General features: G+C 59.1%; 16 protein-coding genes. 2 read left to right on the top strand and 14 right to left on the bottom strand.

The window, feature by feature from the left end:
- From ACLEIV_RS11190 to ACLEIV_RS11145, 10 genes are all read right to left on the bottom strand, one after another.
- A complete protein-coding gene (locus ACLEIV_RS11190; protein WP_410456728.1) occupies positions 1-1,176 on the bottom strand; it encodes an amino acid ABC transporter permease in 1,176 nt (391 codons plus the stop codon).
- Positions 1,177-1,297: 121 nt separating this feature from the next.
- Positions 1,298-2,317, bottom strand: a complete 1,020-nt coding sequence (locus tag ACLEIV_RS11185) for an amino acid ABC transporter substrate-binding protein (protein WP_410456727.1) — start codon at positions 2,315-2,317, stop codon at positions 1,298-1,300.
- A 189-nt stretch (positions 2,318-2,506) separates the two neighbouring features.
- The gene (locus ACLEIV_RS11180) at positions 2,507-3,268 is read right to left on the bottom strand and encodes an EAL domain-containing protein (RefSeq protein WP_410456726.1); all 762 of its coding nucleotides are present in this window, start codon (positions 3,266-3,268) and stop codon (positions 2,507-2,509) included.
- Positions 3,269-3,357: 89 nt separating this feature from the next.
- A complete protein-coding gene (locus tag ACLEIV_RS11175; RefSeq protein WP_410456725.1) occupies positions 3,358-4,011 on the bottom strand; it encodes an HAD family hydrolase in 654 nt (217 codons plus the stop codon).
- The gene (locus ACLEIV_RS11170; RefSeq protein WP_410456724.1) at positions 4,011-5,027 is read right to left on the bottom strand and encodes an ABC transporter ATP-binding protein; all 1,017 of its coding nucleotides are present in this window, start codon (positions 5,025-5,027) and stop codon (positions 4,011-4,013) included. The genes ACLEIV_RS11175 and ACLEIV_RS11170 overlap by 1 nt, the downstream gene beginning before the upstream one ends.
- On the bottom strand, positions 5,027-5,818 hold the full coding sequence (locus ACLEIV_RS11165; protein WP_410456723.1) for an ABC transporter permease: 792 nt from the start codon (positions 5,816-5,818) through the stop codon (positions 5,027-5,029). Before ACLEIV_RS11165 ends, ACLEIV_RS11170 begins: the two co-directional genes overlap by 1 nt.
- A complete protein-coding gene (locus ACLEIV_RS11160; protein WP_410456722.1) occupies positions 5,811-6,764 on the bottom strand; it encodes an ABC transporter permease in 954 nt (317 codons plus the stop codon). The genes ACLEIV_RS11165 and ACLEIV_RS11160 overlap by 8 nt, the downstream gene beginning before the upstream one ends.
- Positions 6,761-7,564 carry an alkaline phosphatase family protein gene (locus ACLEIV_RS11155; protein ID WP_410456721.1) on the bottom strand — a complete coding sequence of 268 codons (804 nt, stop codon included), beginning with the start codon at positions 7,562-7,564 and terminating at the stop codon, positions 6,761-6,763. Before ACLEIV_RS11155 ends, ACLEIV_RS11160 begins: the two co-directional genes overlap by 4 nt.
- A gap of 2 nt (positions 7,565-7,566) precedes the next feature.
- Positions 7,567-8,619: an ABC transporter substrate-binding protein gene (locus ACLEIV_RS11150; RefSeq protein ID WP_410456720.1), complete on the bottom strand. Its 1,053-nt coding sequence runs from the start codon at positions 8,617-8,619 to the stop codon at positions 7,567-7,569.
- Between the two features lie 204 nt (positions 8,620-8,823).
- Positions 8,824-9,699: a hypothetical protein gene (locus ACLEIV_RS11145; protein ID WP_410456719.1), complete on the bottom strand. Its 876-nt coding sequence runs from the start codon at positions 9,697-9,699 to the stop codon at positions 8,824-8,826.
- A gap of 141 nt (positions 9,700-9,840) precedes the next feature.
- On the opposite strand from ACLEIV_RS11145, the gene ACLEIV_RS11140 reads away from it, so the two are divergent.
- Together ACLEIV_RS11140 and rarD are read left to right on the top strand one after the other, a co-directional pair.
- Positions 9,841-11,085: a benzoate/H(+) symporter BenE family transporter gene (locus ACLEIV_RS11140; RefSeq protein WP_410456718.1), complete on the top strand. Its 1,245-nt coding sequence runs from the start codon at positions 9,841-9,843 to the stop codon at positions 11,083-11,085.
- A 238-nt stretch (positions 11,086-11,323) separates the two neighbouring features.
- Positions 11,324-12,214 carry an EamA family transporter RarD gene (gene rarD, locus ACLEIV_RS11135; RefSeq protein ID WP_410456717.1) on the top strand — a complete coding sequence of 297 codons (891 nt, stop codon included), beginning with the start codon at positions 11,324-11,326 and terminating at the stop codon, positions 12,212-12,214.
- 127 nt (positions 12,215-12,341) lie between these two features.
- On the opposite strand, the gene ACLEIV_RS11130 is transcribed toward rarD, so the two are convergent.
- The 4 genes from ACLEIV_RS11130 to ACLEIV_RS11115 form a co-directional block, all read right to left on the bottom strand.
- Positions 12,342-13,223, bottom strand: coding sequence for an EamA family transporter (locus ACLEIV_RS11130; protein ID WP_410456716.1), 882 nt, complete (start codon positions 13,221-13,223; stop codon positions 12,342-12,344).
- 107 nt (positions 13,224-13,330) lie between these two features.
- The gene (gene trhO, locus ACLEIV_RS11125) at positions 13,331-14,320 is read right to left on the bottom strand and encodes an oxygen-dependent tRNA uridine(34) hydroxylase TrhO (protein WP_410456715.1); all 990 of its coding nucleotides are present in this window, start codon (positions 14,318-14,320) and stop codon (positions 13,331-13,333) included.
- Between the two features lie 506 nt (positions 14,321-14,826).
- Positions 14,827-16,215, bottom strand: coding sequence for an L-cystine transporter (locus tag ACLEIV_RS11120; RefSeq protein ID WP_410456714.1), 1,389 nt, complete (start codon positions 16,213-16,215; stop codon positions 14,827-14,829).
- Positions 16,216-16,413: 198 nt separating this feature from the next.
- The gene (locus ACLEIV_RS11115; RefSeq protein ID WP_410456713.1) at positions 16,414-17,667 is read right to left on the bottom strand and encodes a lytic murein transglycosylase; all 1,254 of its coding nucleotides are present in this window, start codon (positions 17,665-17,667) and stop codon (positions 16,414-16,416) included.
- Positions 17,668-17,972 lie beyond the last annotated feature (305 nt).

Below are 17,972 nucleotides of genomic sequence, written 5' to 3'. Positions count from 1 at the left end.
TTATCTCTCCACCAGCGCCATGCGGCTGTTGAACCAGTTCATGAAGAAGGACACCGTCAGACTGATGGTCAGGTACACCAGCATGGTGATGGCGATCACCTCTATGGCCTGGCCGGTCTGATTGAGGGTGGTGCCGGCGAACACCGAGACCAGATCCGGATAACCGATGGCGGTGGCCAGCGAGGAGTTCTTGGTCAGGTTGAGATACTGGCTGGTCAGCGGCGGAATGATCACCCGCATCGCCTGCGGAATCACCACCAGACGCAGGGTCAGGCTGTCCTTGATGCCGAGGGCGTGGGCCGCTTCGGTCTGGCCGTGAGACACGGCCTGAATGCCGGAGCGGACAATTTCCGCGATAAAGGCGGCGGTATAAATGGTCAGCGACAGCCACAGCGCCAGAAATTCGGGAATAATGGTCATGCCACCGCGGAAGTTGAAGCCGCGCAGTTCCGGGTAGCCCCAGTCGAGCGGGGCGCCGAGCAGTACGAAGGTCAGCAGGGGCAGGCCGATAATCAGCCCCAGCGACATCCAGCCGGCGGGCAGGCGTTGCCCGGTGGCTTCCTGGCGGCGACGGTTGAAGCGAACCAGCCAGACGGCGCCCACAATGGCCAGCAGCAGCGCGACCCAGATCCAGTGAAAGCCGGCATTGGGCATAGGCTCGGGCAGATAGAGACCACGCACGTTGAGAAAGATACTGTCATTGATATTCAAGCTGTCGCGCGGGCTGGGCAGGGTGCGCAGTACGGCGAAATACCAGAAAAACATCTGCAGCAGCAGGGGAATATTGCGAAACAGCTCGACGTAGGCGGAGGCCAGCCGGGAGATCAGCCAGTTGGGGGACAGCCGGGCCACGCCGATGATAAAGCCCAGTATGGTGGCGCCGATGATGCCGAGAGCAGACACCAGCAGCGTGTTGAGCAGACCCACCACGAAGGTACGGCCGTAGGTATCGACTTCACTGTAGGGGATAAGCGACTGGGCGATGGCAAAGCCGGCCGGATCATCGAGAAAGCCGAAGCCGGTGGTAATGCCGCGAGTGCTCAGGTTGGCAAGGGTATTGTTGACAATATACCAAATGAAGCCGGCCACAATGGCGAGTAATATCACCTGGAACAGCAGGGCGCGTTTAGCCGGATCCCGCCAGAATTTAACATCATGATTCGCCGATGAGGACATAAGCCCAATCCTCGAATAGGTGAGCAAGGTGGGCTACGCCGTGGCGCAACCCCCATTTTACAACAAGGTAACTAACAAAAAGCCATCGCTACCACTTGTGCCTGCCGGCGATGGGACCTGGCTAGCGTATCGGAGGAGCGTATTGCAGGCCGCCTTCGGTCCAGAGTGCATTCAGGCCGCGCTCGATTTTCAGCGGAGAGTCCTGGCCGACGTTGGCCTCGAACACTTCACCATAGTTGCCTACCTGCTTGATGATGCGATAAGCCCATTCCTTCGACAGGCCCATGCCCTTGCCGAAGTCGCTATCTTCACCCAGCAGACGACGCACATCCTGGTTATCCCCGCCTTTCATGCTGTCCACGTTGGCTTTGGTGATACCCAGTTCTTCGGCGTTGACCATGGCAAAATGCGTCCACTTGACCACGTTGAACCATTGATCGTCGCCCTGGCGCACCGAGGGCCCCAATGGTTCCTTGGAGATCACTTCCGGCAGTGCCACGGCTTCGTCCGGCTTGGACAACTTGGTACGCAGGGCATAAAGCTGGGACAAATCCGAGGTCAGCACATCACAACGGCCGGCTTCCAGCCCCTGTACCGTTTGATCCGAGGTGTCGAACACCACGGCGGTATAGCTGATGCCATGTTTGCGGAAATAATCGGCTACGTTCAGCTCGGTGGTGGTACCCGACTGAATACAAATAGCGGCGCCATCCAGTTCCCTGGCACTGGTGACACCCAGGCCCTTGTTGATCAGAAAGCCCTGACCGTCGTAATAGTTGACCCCGGTGAAGTTGACCCCCAGCTCCGTATCCCGGCTCGAGGTCCAGGTGGTATTGCGGGACAGTACGTCGATTTCACCCGACTGCAGGGCGGTGAGGCGTTCCTTGGCGTTGAGTGGAATATATTGCACCTTGCCGGCATCGTTGAAAATGGCGGCGGCAATGCCCCGGCACAGATCCACATCCAGGCCTTTCCATACTCCCTTGTCATCCGGGATCGAGAAGCCGGCCAGGCCGCTGTTGACCCCGCATTTGAGCACACCCCGCTCCTTGACCGAATCCAGGGTGTCCGCCTGGGCCTGGCTTAGTCCTGCGGCCAGAGTAGCCGCCACCAGAAGGGCTGTTCTTCCTTTGCCTGTCATATGTCACTTCCTCTTGAGTTTGCTCGGGCTGATAGCTTTATTCGCTAAAGGCATAAAAACACCGATGCCCCCTTAGAGTATTAGCACAAAGATAAAAAAAGTTTGTTAACGGGATGTAAAAACAAAGAAGTGTGCGAGGAAGAAGCCGAAATCGTGAGCAGAAACAGTTTTTGTATGAAAAACAAACGGCTATTTCGGGCAGGGTGCAGTCTCAGACCGCGGTATGGCCTGTGGCCGGCCCAGATAATAGCCCTGGCAGTGGTGAATGCCCATGCCTTGCAGCCGGCTCAGCTCACCACCGGTTTCGATGCCCTCGGCGATGATGCCGCATCGCATGTCGCGGGCCAGATGGATGATGCTCCGTACAAACGCCTGCTTAACGGGGTCCTGGTCGATTCCGTCGATAAAATACCGATCTATTTTTACGAAGTCGGGCTGTACTTCGTACCAGAGTTTCAGTCCGGCATAACCGCTGCCCAGATCGTCGATGGCTATCTGGAAGCCTGCTTCCCGATAGCGTTGTACCGCCTGTTGCAGATCATCCGGGTTCAGGATCGGATACTGTTCGGACAGCTCGATCACGATACGACTGGCCGGAATACCCAGTGTCTGTGCCATGCGTCGGGTACAGCCCCGGGGATGCTGTTTATCCAGTAACACATTGGGATTGACGTTGATAAACAGCAGGCCTTGCATCTGCAGCCGGCAATAGGCCTGCATGGCGGCTTCCCGGCAGGCCAGATCGAGTTCCGACAGCAGGCCGGTCTGCCTGGCCTCGTCAAACAAGGCAGCAGGAAACTCGAGACGATGTCCTGCGGGGCCGCGGATCAGGGCTTCATGCCCCAGCAGATGGCCCCTATGGGTATCGACGATAGGCTGAAACACCGGTTGTAACCGACGCTGAGCTATCAGGGAAGCGAGAGAATCGTTTATACAGGCCAACACCGTCATCAGAATACCATCCATTGTAATGTTGGCTGGCAGTCTATGGCCGTTATATGAAACGGTAATGACAGCCGACAGCTATGGCCACTCATTTATCATAAGTGCCAGTCAAGTCGTTCCCAGCCCCGTTCGTCAGCGAGGCGACCGAGGCGTTCCTCCCCGTTGATGACCGCGGCCTGGTCCACAAACTCAAGCAGCGGCAGATCGTTCAGCGAGTCGCTGTAGCCGTAGCTGTGCGACGGCCGCCTGGTCTGTTGTTCCAGCCATTCTTGCAGCCGAATCAGTTTGCCTTGCTGGTAGCTGTACACACCGTGAGTACGGCCGTTATATACACCGTCGCAACACTCGAGCTGAATACCGATGGCATGATCCACCCCCAATGCCCGGGCTATGGGTTTGACCAGATGCTCGCCGGTAGCCGAGATAATCAGTCGTTCGTGGCCCTGAGCCGTATGCCAGGCCAGCCGATCCCGGGCGGCGGGATAAACGAGGGGCAGAATATCCTGCTGGATAAATTCGTCCACCAGGGGGGCCAGATCCCGCTGCTGCCAGTTTCGAATGGGTGCCAGAGTCAGTGTCATATAGGCATCCATGTCCATCCGACCCCGATAGTAATCATTCATCAGGGCGTGTTCCCTCTCCAGAATATCGGCGGGGGCCAGTTGGCGTCGTACCAGAAAGGACAGCCACAGGCTGGCTGAATCGCCGGCAATCAGGGTTTCGTCCAGATCAAAAATAGCCAGCTTCATCAGGCAACTTCCTTCAGTTCGGTGCTGTTGAATATCAGTTCCAGTGGGCTGCCGGTCGGCAACAGGGCGTCGGCGCCCCGGTTCAGTCGATCCACCGTCAGCAGGCAACCGGCGGCCTGAATGCGGTAGCGGATCACATTGCCCAGCAGTTGGTGACTGGCGACCGAGGCCATCACCGGAGGCGTCATGGCCGGGCCGTACTCGCGGCCGGGCTCGCGAATATAGATCGACTCGGGCCGAACCGCCAGTCTGCCGCTGATTTCGAGTCCCAGCAGCCGTCTTGCCTGCTCGGGAGTGAGCAGATTGTAGTTGCCCATGAAACCGGCCACAAAGTCGTTGGCCGGTCGGGTATAAACCGCCTCGGCGGTATCGGCCTGCACTATCTGCCCCTTGTTCATCACGAAGACCCGATCCGACATGGTCAGCGCCTCTTCCTGATCGTGGGTGACGAATACGGTGGTCAGCTTCAGCTGTTGCTGAATGGCGCGGATCTGCTCGCGCAGGTGCTTGCGAATGGGGGCGTCCAGTGCCGACAACGGCTCGTCCAGCAGCAGAATACGAGGCCGTACCACCAGCGCCCGGGCCAGGGCGACGCGCTGGCGCTGCCCGCCAGACAGGCTGGCGGGATAATACTTTTCGTGCCCCTCCAGACCCACCAGCGCCACCGCTTCGGCGACCCTGCGTTTGATGTCATTGGCATCGAGCCGTTGCATCTTGAGACCAAAGGCGATGTTGCCGGCCACCGTCAGGTTGGGAAACAGCGCATAGCTCTGAAATACCATGCCGATGCCCCGCTGTTGCGGTTTGAGCCAGGTAATATCTTCTCCCGATACGCGGATCTGCCCCTGATCCGGGGTGGTCAGCCCCGCCAGGCTGCGTAGCAGGGTGGACTTGCCACAACCCGAGGGGCCGAGCAGGGTAATGAATTCGCCCTGGCTGATATCGAAACTGATGTTGTTGAACACCGGGGTCTGATTGAAGGATTTGGTCAGGTTGGCGACTTCCAGATAATGCATCAGGCGCTCCGTTTTTGCAGGCGCAGGGCGAACCAGGTCGCCAGGCCGATAAAGAGGAAATAAGACATCACCATGGCACTGGTAAAATGGCCACTGTTGGTGCGTTGACTGTACAGATAGACCTGCAGGGTTTCGAAGCGGGTGCCGACCAGCATGTTGGCGAACACGAACTCGCCGAACAGGAAAGAAAAAGAGAGAAACAGCGCGGCCAGCAGGCCGTTTCTGATATTGGGCAGTACCAGCTGCAGAAAGGCGCGTGTGGTGCCGGTACCGAGCAGGTGAGCCGCGTCCATCAGATCCGGCAGCCGGATGGCCTCCAGGTTGTTGGCCAGCGCCCGGTACATGAAGGGCAGACTGATGGTGAAGTAGCAGAAAACAAGAATCCAGGGGCCGCCGACCAGGGGCAGGGGACCGCCGGCATAAAGCTGCAGCAGTCCGACCGATGACACCACCGGCGGCACTGCAAACGGCAGCAGTATCACCATGTTCATCACGCCTTTCAGCCGGGGAAAATAGTAGAACACCACGAACAGGGTCGGCAGTATCAGCAGCAGGCTGAACAGCAAGGCGGCCAGACAGACCAGCAACGAGCGACCGAAGGCGGCCAGAAATCGGCTATCCGACCAGAGGCTCAGGTACCAGTCCAGGGTAAAACCGCTGGGCAGAATATGGGCGCCCCACTGGGCAGACAGGGAATAAATCAGGGTGATGACGATGGGCGTGGCCAGCAGCAGCACCAGCCCGGCCACGGTCAGGCGGGCCGGCAGCGGGGCCCTGTCTGAGTTATTCATAACGACTCCGGCCGATGACCCATTGATTGACGGCGGTCACCAGCACCAGCAATAGCATCAGCAGCAACGACAGTGCCGCCGCCAGCTGGGGCTCGAGGAAGATGTCTCCGGCGACCAGGGCCGAGATCTGAATGGTGACCAGGTTGTAGTTGCTGGTCATCAGCGCAAAGGTACTGGCATAGGCGCCGAGGGCATTGGCCAGCAATATGATAAAGGTGCCGAGCAGCGCCGGTGTCAGTACCGGCAGTACCACCCGCAGCCCGTATTGCCAGGGGCGGGCGCCGAGCAGGGCGGCGGCCTCGCGCCAGTCTTTCTGGATGCCGTCAAAGGCCGGGTACAGCAGCAGTATGGCCAGCGGAATCTGGAAGTAGGTATACAGAATTATGAGCCCGCTGCGGGAGTAGAGGTTGAAGTTGTCGATCAGGCCGGCGTCACGCAGCAGCAGGGTCACGGCCCCGTTCATGCCGAGCAGCACGATAAAGGCAAAGGCAAGCGGCACTCCGGAAAAGTTGCTGGCCATGGTGGTAAAGGCCACCACCGCATCCTGTATTCTGCCCGGCACCTGACGCAGCGCCGCGGTGCCGGCCAACGCAATCAACAACCCCAGCAGGCTGGACCAGACCGCCAGATCGATGCTGTTACCGAAAGACTGGCGATAGAAGGGCGAGTCGATGATGTCCCGAAAGTTGGCCAGACTCCAGTCGCCGCCGGCCTGAAAGCTGTTGAGCAATACCCAAAGCATCGGCGCCAGCTGAAACAGCCCGAACACCACCACAAAGGGCAGCAGCCACAGCAGCGGCAGCGCCCGGCGCCAGGCGGCGGGTCTGGTTGACGTAGATGAAACATCATTACTATGTCTGCTCGTCGGCCGAGTCGTTCCCTTTGGCCTCAGGCCAGACACCGGCTCGTGGTCTGATCGTGTATTGGCTGTCAGCTGGTTATTCATTTCAGTAACTCTTTGCACATCGATTTGTCGTGTTCTGCACCCAGCAGGCTGGCGATGGTGCCGCACAAGTCCAGCTGTCGGGGCCGGGCCTGGGCGTCATGGCTGAAGGCGTGGCCTGCCACAAACAGCGGTATGTTGCGTTCTTCCGGCAGAATGCCGCTGTGGCTGTGATCCCGGTTCATGCCGTGATCACTGGTGATCAGTACCTGATAGCCCTGTTCCAGCCAGCGTGGCAGATACTCGGCCAGCAGCAGATCGAAGCGCCGGGCGCTGTTGCGGTACTGGCGCGAGTCCAGGCCGAATTTGTGGCCGGCATCGTCGGTATTCATGGGGTGGATCAGCAAAAAATCCGGCTCGAAGCGGGTTCGGAGGATTTCCGCATCCTGCAACAGGTGGCAGTCCGGATAATGGTCCTGAGAGTAAAAGAGGCCGTATTGTATCGGCAGATCCGCATCCTGGGTGAAGCGATCCCGCACCGGCTGGTAAGGGGCCCGGTTATACAGCTCGCTGACCCAGTGATAGGCGGCGGCGGCCGTGGTCAGCCCAGCCCGACGGGCCAGAGAGAAAATGCTCTGCTGAGTGCTGAGACGAACCATGTCGTTGTTCAATATGCCGCTATCCACCGGCCGGGTACCGGTAAGAATGCACTCATAGAGGGGGCGGGACACGGCCGGCAGTTCGCATTGCATCTGGTAGCCGGTCATGCGACCGGCTTCGTTCAGACCCTGAAGGTAGCCCAGGCAATCCCGGGCTACCTCGTAGGCCAGGCCGTCGACAACGATGAGTATGACCTTGTTCATGCTTACCTCTGCTGGTGGATTAGTACGGCAGACTGCCACTGGCGAGACAGGGTGCGGGTACTCTTTTCCCAGGCATCATGATCTGCGATGGGGCGTGCCGCCGCATACATGTCGTTGGGCAGCAGTTTTTCCTGTACATCGGCGGGCAGGGTCACGGTGCTGCGAATGGGGCGGGCATAGCCGCGAGCCAGGTTGATTTGCCCCGCATCGCTCAGTATGTATTCCCGGGCCAGCTTGGCGGCGTTGGGGTGTTTGGCATATTTGTTGATAATGGTGGCGTAGCCGGAAATCAGCGAGCCGTCATTGGGGATCACCACGGTGAAACGGTTGCGATCGATCTGATCCCGATAGCTGAGGGCATTGAAGTCCCACAGTATCGCCATTTCCACCTCACCTTTTTCCAGGTTGGCGATGTTGGGATCCACCGGTGACAGGCGGCCCTGTCTGGCCAGCTCGGCAAACAGCGTCAGGGCCGGTTTGATATTGGACTCGTCTCCGCCCTGGGCAAAGGCGGCGGCCAGCACGGCACTGTTGGCCTGGGCGGCGATACCCACGTCACCGACGGTGACCTGATAGTCACCATCCAGCAATTCCTGCCAGGAGGTCGGGGCCTTTTTCACCAGTTCGTTGTTGACGATAAAGGCGATGGTGCCGGTGTAGCCGAGCATCCAGTGGCCGTCCTTGTCCTTGGCCCAGTCGGGAATTTCATCCCAGGTGGAGGGCTTGTAGGGCTGGGTCACCCCTTGACGTACGGCGATGGGGCCGAAGGCGGCACCCACGTCACCGATATCGGCGGTGGCATTGTCTTTTTCGGCGGCAAACTTGGCGATTTCCTGGGCCGAACTCATGTCGGTGTCCTGATGCTGAATGCCGTAGTGTTCACCCAGATCCCGCCAGGTGTCCTTCCAGTTGGCCCAGCTGTCGGGCATGCCGACACTGTATATCTTGCCTTCGGCGCGGGCCTTGCTTTCCAGTTCCTCGAGTTCGGCAGCCAGCACCGGGGTGGTGCCGAGGGCCAGGGCAAGCAGACTCGACGTTTTTAGCAGTGTCTTCATCGGTTCCAATCCTCTATACCAGGTCAGGTTCGAGGAGGATGCTAGGTGGGTTCCGTTACAGATTGACGGCAGTTTTATGGCAGTTGTGATACGGAACAGATTAAATCACCGCTCCATCCGGCCTGCGCAGTATAGGTCGGACAAGGGGCCGGATCCTCCGACACGCCATGAGCTAAGGTCATCTGCTATTTGGCCGGTTTGGTATTATTCGTCGGGCAGCAGTCGCGCCAGCGGTAGCAGGCTGCGAAACAGGTTGGTGTCGCGCCCTTCGCGGGTGAAATAGACAAGGCCGTCGTGGCCCAGGGCAATGCCTTCAAACTGGCCGCTGTGACTCAGGAGGAAGTGTCGTCCACCGGCTTCAATGACGCGGCCATGTCGCACCGGATACAGCCACAGCCAGGCCTGGCGGTTAAACCAGCTACGGCTGTAACCGACCAGCAGCAACGTTTGGGTGTTTGCATCGTAATCGGCGCCGGTGACCAGCATATCGGTGTTCAGCCGTTGTTGTGCGGTCAGCGGTTGTGCCACCAGCGGGCCTGTTTCACCGGAGACCGGCGGCAGCCTGTAGATGTCCGTTTGCTGGTCCAGCCAGCGCTTGGTCAGCAGCCACAGCTCGTCTTCTACCCAGGTCAGCGCCTCGGCGTCGAAGTTATGTTGATAAAGGGGGGGCTGAACGTTGTGCTGCTCGGCGTAACGGACGGGAATGGGCGCCAGTGCGGTGAAATGCGTACTCTCTGCCGTCAGTGGCAGAATATTCAAGTCCTGGCGCCGGCCGCCGTTGTTGCCGGTATCCGCCAGGTACAGGATCTTGCCTCGTACGGCGATGTCTTCCCAGTCCCGGTTGCCGGCGGCAATGGATTGATGAGCGGTAACACTCCCTTCGCCGTCGAGCACAAACAGCTCGGCGTCGTTGCCGCTGTCGTTATGGCTGACAAAGCCCTGTTGCCAGCGGGCCAGCCCTGACGTTTCCGCCAGTCTGGCCGGAAAATCGGCCACCGGCACCAGTTCGAGTCGGGGGGGCTGAGCGGCTACACAGCCAGACAGTAATATCAAACTCGGCAACAACGGGATGAGGCGCAATGGGTGTCCTTTCGTTGAATCATGTATGTGTGACGTAAAACAGTGCTGGCGTGACACATACATGGTTATTATTCCTGTGCGGTTTGGCAATACAATGGCTGCTGTTTTTTCACTTTTACCGACGCTATTCGGAGCATGACAATGAATCTCAAGGACTGGTCGGTATCGGCTGTGACCGCCGGCTTCCTGGCGGTGCTGATTTCCTATTCGGGGCCCCTGATCATCTTTTTTCAGGTGGCCCAGAGCGCCAATGTCTCCCATGAAATGATGGTGTCCTGGGTATGGGCCATATCGATAGGTGCGGCGGTGTCGGGCATAGTGCTGAGCTGGTGGCTGAAGGTGCCGGTCGTGACCGCCTGGTCCGTGCCCGGCTCGGCGCTGCTGATCAGCATGTTTCCCGAACTCAGCCTCAATCAGGCGGTGGGGGCCTATATCACCGCCGGATTCATTATTTTTCTGATCGGCATCACCGGCTGTTTCGATACATTGATGCGGTCAATCCCCAAGGGGATTGCCTGCGGCATGATGGCGGGAATTTTGTTTCAGTTCGGGGTAGGGGCTTTTCAGGCGGTGGAGTCCATGCCTGCCCTGACCTTCATGATGATTGTCGCCTACCTGGTACTGAAGCGCCTGTGCCCCCGCTATTGCATGATACTGGTGATGTTGGTGGGGATGGCATTGACCATGGGCCTGAAAGGGGTTGATTTGAGCGGGCTCGAACTCAGCCTGGCCGAGCCGGTATTTATCCGTCCCGAGTGGAGCTGGCATACCAGCCTGAGTCTGGCCATACCGCTGGTGTTGGTGAGCATCACCGGGCAGTTTCTGCCAGGCATGGCGATTCTGCGCAGCTCGGGCTATTACACCAAGGCCAGACCGATCATGCTTGTTACCGGCATCATGTCCGTGGTGATGGCGATGTTTGGCGGTATCACCATCGTCATCGCCGCCATCACCGCCGCCCTGTGCACCGGCAAAGAGGCCCATGAAAACGCAGACAAGCGCTATGTGGCGGGCATGGCCAACGGCCTGTTTTATCTGCTGGGTGGTTGCTTTGGCGGCAGCATCATACTGCTGTTTACCGCCCTGCCGAAAGAGTTTGTGGCGATACTGGCCGGATTGGCTCTGATCGGCGCCATCACCAGCAATGTGATAGGGGCCGTCAATGACGCGGAACACAGGGAGGCTGCCATGGTGACCTTCCTGGCAACCGCCTCGGGCATGAGCTTCTTGGGACTGGGCTCGGCGTTCTGGGGCGTGGTGTTGGGCGGACTGACGTATCTGGTATTGCACAAGGTCTACCGGCTACCGGCCCGGGCCAGGCGAGCCGATCCACGATTGACCGAATCGTCCAGGGCTCCGGGCGACGGTGGCCCGGCAGATGTCTGATGCCTTCCAGCTCCGGCAGTTCCATCGCCGGCCAGATCAACCACTCGTGGAGCCATCAGGGGTACTGGCTGCGGATACCACCGTAAAGTGGTTGATGAGTAGCTCAGTCTGCTGCGTACAAGAAAATTACCCGCTGTAGTTACTGATCTTATTTTAATAATTAGCTCAAAATTCCACCTCGAAACTGTTAAGCTGCCGGCAAAATTGACCATCCAGTTGAATAAAGAGGAGATGCAGATTGAGCAAGGGTGTTGCGCTGTCGGTTTTTTCATCGGTGTTGTTCGCGCTGCTGTACTATTACGCCAGCCTGATGACGCCGCTGAGCGGCGAAATTGTATTCGGTTGGCGCATGTTGCTGACCATGCCCTGCGTCGGTTTGTTTCTGCTTTACAGCGGTGACTGGCGACTGGCCAGCGCCTTGCTGGCACAACTCAGAACCCGGCCGGTGTTATGGCTGGGCCTGCCGCTGTCTGCCGCCCTGGTCGGGGTACAGCTGTGGATCTTCATGTGGGCACCGCTGAATGGGCGGGGGCTGGCGGTCTCGCTTGGTTATTTCATGATGCCATTGGTGCTGGTGCTGATTGGGCGCTTCGTCTATCAGGAGCGCCCGACCCGATTGCAATGGCTGGCGGTGGCCTTTGCGGTTATTGGCGTGGCCAACGAATTGTGGCAGGCCGGCGGTATTTCCTGGGAAACCCTGGTAGTGGCCATCGGCTACCCGCTGTATTTTGTCTGGCGCCGCTGGCTGGGCAACGACAACCTCGGCGGGCTCTGGTGTGACATGCTGTTGTTGATCCCGGTGGCGGCATGGTTCGTGCTGGCGGCCGAGACGCCCCTTGCCGCCTTTGCTCTGCGCCCGGTGTTGTATGTGCTGGTGCTGGGTCTGGGCATGATCAGTGCCCTGGCCTTGGTGTGCTACATACTGGCCAGCCGTCGCCTGCCGTTCAGCCTGTTTGGTCTGCTGGGCTATGTAGAGCCGATACTGCTGGTGGTGGTGTCGCTGGTGCTGGGCGAAAGCATAGCACCAGCAGAGTGGCCGACCTATATTGCCATCTGGATAGCGGTGGGGCTGCTGGTGCTGGAAGGGGTGCGCAAGCTGCTGGCGTTTCGGCGTTACCCTTTTAATTAATCCCCATCTCGGTAGGGTCTGATCTCGGGCTCCAGAGCAACAGGGTTGTCTTCTCCGACACGCTGCGAGCACATCCCTGTTTCCTCTTCCATGATGATGAGGTGCCCGCTGGTGGTGTCACCAGAAATCACGCCCACATCACGCAGACGGCGGCGATGACGATGAGCGCCAGCCCCAGGTGATCGTGGCGGGCCAGTTTGTCTCTGAAGTACCAGGCCGAAATCAGCAGGGTAAACAACACCTCTATCTGACCCAGGGTCTTGACCAGCGCCACGCTTTCCAGGCTCATGGCGCTGAACCAGCCGATGGATCCCAGGCAACTGGTGAGGCTGATCAGAGCGGTCAGACCGGGCCGGCGAACCAGCCCCAGTAGGCTGGCGGGATCGCGCAAGCCCAGCCAGCTCACCAGCAACAGGGTTTGCAGTCCGATCACCAGCAGCAATACCCAGGCGGCAGAGAAGGGAAAGGACAAGTCAAGCAGCAGGCTGGCTTCCCGGACCCACAGCGAGGTCAGCGCAAAGGCCAGGCCGCTGCCCAGGCCAAGCAGCAATGTCACCGGTGATATCGCTCCGGCCGCTCGATGCAGGCCACTCAGCAACCAGACCGCCAGGCCGCCGAGCCCCACGCCCAGCCAGCCGAGTCCGGTGAGGCTGGTACCGAAAAAGCAGACCCCCAGCACCGCCGCCAGAATGGCCTCACTCTTGGCCAGCCCCACGCCCACCGCATAGTTGCGCAGCTGAAACAGCCGTACCATCAGGGCGGTGGCCAGGATCTGGCTGAGCGCCGCCCCCACGATGTAACCGCCAAAGGGCACCGAAAAGTCGGGCAGCGGCTGCTGGGGTTGCCAACGATACAGAAGCCACAGGTAGGTGGCGGCGATGGGGCCGGCCAGCACAAAACGCGCCAGGGTCACACTGGTGGCGCCAAGGCTCCGGCTGAGTTGTTTCTGAAAGGCGTTGCGCCATGCCTGCATCAGGGCGGCGAACAGGGTAAAAGGGATCCAGAGCATCAGGTTACCGTCGGCGTGAGGGGGTAAGGCGTGAAGGGGAAGGCGTAAAGTCCATCCCATCGGGCTCGGTGTTTTTTACCTCGCCCTTCTCCCTCACGTCCGGTGTCTTACGATGTTGTATTCTTTTGTTGTTGCCGTTGTTTGCGCGCCTGCTTCTCGGCCCGGCGCTGCTCGGCATTGGCTACCGCATCGCTGCCAATATGGGCTTCGCCGCGAGCCCTGGCCAGTTGCAGCTGATGCTCGCGCTCGGCGTAGCGGCGCTGTTGCTCGGGGGTCTGCTGGTCATGGCAATGCGGGCAGCTCAGACCATGCTGATAATGCGGGCTTTGCAGGTCATTCTGAGACAGTGGCGCCCGGCAGGCGGAGCAGAGTTGATACTGGCCCGGTTGCAACTGGTGATCGACCGTTACCCGGTTGTCGAACACGAAGCACTCGCCCTGCCACATCGACTCCTGCTCCGGCACTTCTTCCAGATACTTCAAAATGCCGCCGTGCAGGTGATAAACCTCGTCGAAACCCTGCTCCTTGAGATAGGCGGTGCTTTTTTCACAGCGAATGCCGCCGGTGCAGAACATGGCGACCTTCTTGTGTCTGGCCGGATCCAGGTTGTTTTTGACGTACTCGGGAAACTCGCGAAAGCTCTCGGTATTGGGGTTGAGTGCGCCCTTGAAGGTGCCGATATCCACCTCGTAGTCGTTGCGGGTATCCACCAGCACTACGTCCGGATCGGAGATCAGCGCATTCCAGTCTTTGGGGGCCACATAGGTGCCGACCACTTTCTTGGGATCTATGCCTTCCACGCCCAGCGTCACGATTTCTTTCTTCAGCTTGACCTTGGAGCGGTAAAAGGGTTGCTCTGCGCTGAGGGATTCCTTGTAATCGATACCCTTGAAACGGACGTCGGCGTCGAACCAGACCTTGAGGCGGTCGATGGCGACGCGGGAGCCGGCCACGGTGCCGTTGATGCCCTCACTTGCCAGCAACAGGGTACCGCGGATTTGTTCGGCTTCCATCATCGACTGCAGCGGTTCGCGCAGTGCGTCGTGGTTGTCCAGGGTAACGAATTTATAGAGGGCACAAACAACAAACTGAGACATGGTTTCCTCCAGCGCCGGCCGTGCGCTGTATCAAGCAAATATTCGTGGCCACACTCGCAGAGCATGACGTTACAGGGCGCGCATGATAGCAAATTTTTGTGCAGGCCTGCATCCGTTGCTTCTATACACCCATCCCGGTAGGGAGTGGGTTATCTTTTGGGCCCATTGCCCAGAGGCAGCATAGCCACCTCCCTCGACACGCTGCAAGTACATTCCTGTAAGCTCGGACATGCCATCCCTGGTATGTCACGGTCGTGGGAGTTATCTCTGTTGCCTCTTCTGGTACACCGAGCTGTCTGTGGGCAGATGACTCCGGAGCTGAAAGGAGGACAAAGGGATCTGCTCAGCCGACCTTCTGTTTCAGGGATGAAACAGAGAGCGTACATGGATGTAGTCATAGCGAGTCGGCGGCGCGGGCCCTTTGTCCGGCATTTTGGGGCTATCAGACTTTGTTATCAAACAAAAACGGCGCCCGCAGGCGCCGTTTTATATGAGCAAGGCTGAAGTTAACCGGCGGCGGGTACCGCGGTGTCGGCTTCGTCATCCTGGTTGAAGATTGCTTCGTCGGTCTGGCCCAGCAGCTTGCTGCTGATGGTGCCGGCGGTCATGGCACCGTTGACGTTGAGTGCGGTGCGCGCCATGTCGATCAGCGGTTCGATGGAGATAAGCAGGGCGGCGAGGGCCACCGGCATGCCCATGATCGGCAGCACGATGAGTGCGGCGAAGGTGGCGCCGCCGCCCACACCGGCCACGCCGAAAGAGGCGAGGGTGATCACCCCGACCAGGGTCGCCAGCCACAACGGATCCAGTACATCGATGCCCATGGTGGGGGCTATCATCACCGCCAGCATGGCCGGGTAGATACCGGCACAGCCGTTCTGGCCAATGGTGGCGCCGAAGGAGGCGGAGAAGTTGGCGATGCTTTCCGGCACACCCAGTTTGCGGGTCTGGGCCTGCACGTTCAACGGTATGGTCGCGGCGCTGGAACGGCTGGTAAAGGCGAACGCCAGTACCGGCCACACCTTGCTGAAGAAGCGTTTGGCATTCACGCCGACAAAGGTCAGCAGCAGGCCGTGCACCGCAAACATGATGGCGATGGCCAGATAAGAGGCCAGCAGGAAGCCGCCGAGGCTGATCACATCCTGCAGGTTGGAGCCGGCGATGACCTTGGTTATCAGCGCCATCACGCCGTAAGGGGTCAGCTTCATCACCAGACGAACCAGTCGCATCACCAGTGCCTGCAGGGCTTCGATGCCGCCGATGACCCGGCGGCCCAGTTCGGGCTCGTCTTTCAGCAGCGACAGGGTGGCCAGGCCGAGGAAGACGGCGAACACCACCACGCCGATGATGGCGGTGGGGCTGGCACCGGTCATATCGGCGAAGGGGTTACGCGGAATAAAGGACACCAGTAGCTGGGGTACCGACAGGTTGGCTACGCTGGCGACCTGGGCTTCCAGCTGTTCGGCGCGCGCCAGTTCACGGGCACCCTGCACCAGATCGGCGGCATTGAGGCCGAAGCTGTGGGTGACAAACACGCCGACCAGAGCGGAGATGGCGGTGGTAAACAACAGCACACCCAGGGTCAATATGCTTATCTTGCCGAGCGAGGTGGCGTTATGCAGGCGGGACACGGCGCCGAGAATGGACACCAGCACCAGCGGTATTACTATCATCTGCAGCAGGCGAACGTAACCGCCGCCGACCACATTGACCCACTCCAGGGTACGGGCAATGGTGTTGGCGTCATACAGCGTCTGCATCACAAAACCGGCGGTCACACCGAACAGCAGGCCGGTCAGCACCTGGCGGGAAAGAGACTGGCCGCGACGGGACAGTTTACCCAGCAGCACCATCAGCAATAGAAAAACTGCCAGATTGAATAACACAATCAGCATAAAGACTCCGTGAACAGAAAATAATATCGATTGAGGGCGATGCTAGCAGCAGATCCGACTTGGTCGTTAATCGATTTGGTTATGAGTTATGAATAATTGGGGGGTTAGAGGCGATAAATTGCTGTTAAAGCATGGGGTTGCGTTAAATATAAACAAGGTGGAAGGGACAGGGCCCCATGATGGGCCCTGCCGAGGCCATTAACGGAGTTGATTCAGCAGTGTTGCGCTGGCATAACCGTCGGCCACCTGACTGACAGACTGCTGATAGGCACGGATGGCGCTGATGGTGTTGGGGCCAATCACGCCATCGGTCCCCCGGGTATCGAAGCCATGAGCGGTCAGTCTGCGCTGAAGTTCTTCTTTTTCTGTTCGGCTCAAGGCGCGTTCATCCCGGGGCCAGGGAGAGCGGAATTCACTGCCGCCGGCCAGTTTGTCGCCCAAATGTCCTACCGCCATGGCATAGGAGGTAGCGTTGTTGTAGCGACGGATTACCTTGAAGTTGTTGAAGATAGCGAAGGCCGGGCCATGGGCGCCGGCGGGCACCAGTATGGCGGCCTTACCATGGTCCGGCAGCGGCTGCCCGCTAACGCTGGTAATGCCCTGGCTGCGCCAGTAGGCGACTGGCTTGAGGTTGTTCTGATCGGCTGCGGAATAATCAAACCCGGCCGGCAGCCGGATTTCCACTCCCCAGGGGGCGCCATGTTGCCAGCCAAAGCGGGACAGGTAGGCCGCGGTGGAGGCCAGGGCATCGGTGGGATCTTCTGACCAGATGTCCCGCTTGCCATCGCCGGTAAAATCCTGGGCGTATTCCAGGTAACTGGTGGGCATAAACTGGGTGTGGCCCATGGCTCCGGCCCAGGAGCCGCGCATCTTGTCCGGGCTGACATCACCCGCCTGCAGTATCTGCAATGCCGCGATCAGTTGTGCCTCGGCAAAGGTGCGCCGACGACCTTCGAAGGCCAGGGTGGCCAGCCCTTCAATGGTGCTGGTGTTGCCGCGATAGGAGCCGTAGTTGGTTTCCATGCCCCATATGGACATCACTACCTTGGCATCCACACCGTAGCGGTTTTCGATGGCCTGAAGTGTGGGTTTCAGTTTTTCCCATTTCTGGCGACCGGTGCTGACACGGGTCGCCGAAGTAGCGGTGTCCAGATAATCCCAGATCTGGCGGGTAAATTCGGCCTGACTACCGTCCAGTTTGATAACCTGTTGGCTGAGTGACACCTCCTTGAAGGCGCTATCGAACACCGCCGGCGCTATGCCTTTGGCCAGGGCTCTGCGGCGGAAATCCTTCCGCCAGGCAGCAAAATCTGCCAGCTCGGCCGGCTTTATTTGGGCGGCGGTGGATTGTGGTTGCAGGGCGGTGTCCTGTGGGGCGGTACTGGCCTGACCGGCGCATCCGCTGAGGGTGGCACCGATCACCAGCGCATTGATATAGCGTCGTTTAAACATGATATCCCGTCTGTTGGCGTTATTATTTACAGCGTGACTGGCAGCATATCCCAAGCCCGTAAAAATGAAAGAGCGGGTCCTGTTTTTGCGGGCGTTGTCCGGCTTTAAAGATTGGTGTGGCCAAAGCAAATAAAATTGTTTCGCTCCGGCAGATAGTATCGCCGACCTTTGTTATGATCGCTTGTCAGACGAGATCGGGCATCAGCTTGCCCGGAATGGCTGCGGGCGGCGGTTGCAGAGCCTGGACAAGCCCAGTAGCGTTACTGAAAACCAGCCGAGACCGTCAGACGGATATTCTATCGGAG

The organism is Oceanisphaera submarina (assembly GCF_046521305.1).
In the GTDB taxonomy this organism is placed as follows: domain Bacteria; phylum Pseudomonadota; class Gammaproteobacteria; order Enterobacterales; family Aeromonadaceae; genus Oceanimonas; species Oceanimonas submarina.
The sequence above is the reverse complement of the archived record's forward strand: the minus strand, read 5'-3'. Positions and strand labels throughout refer to the sequence as shown.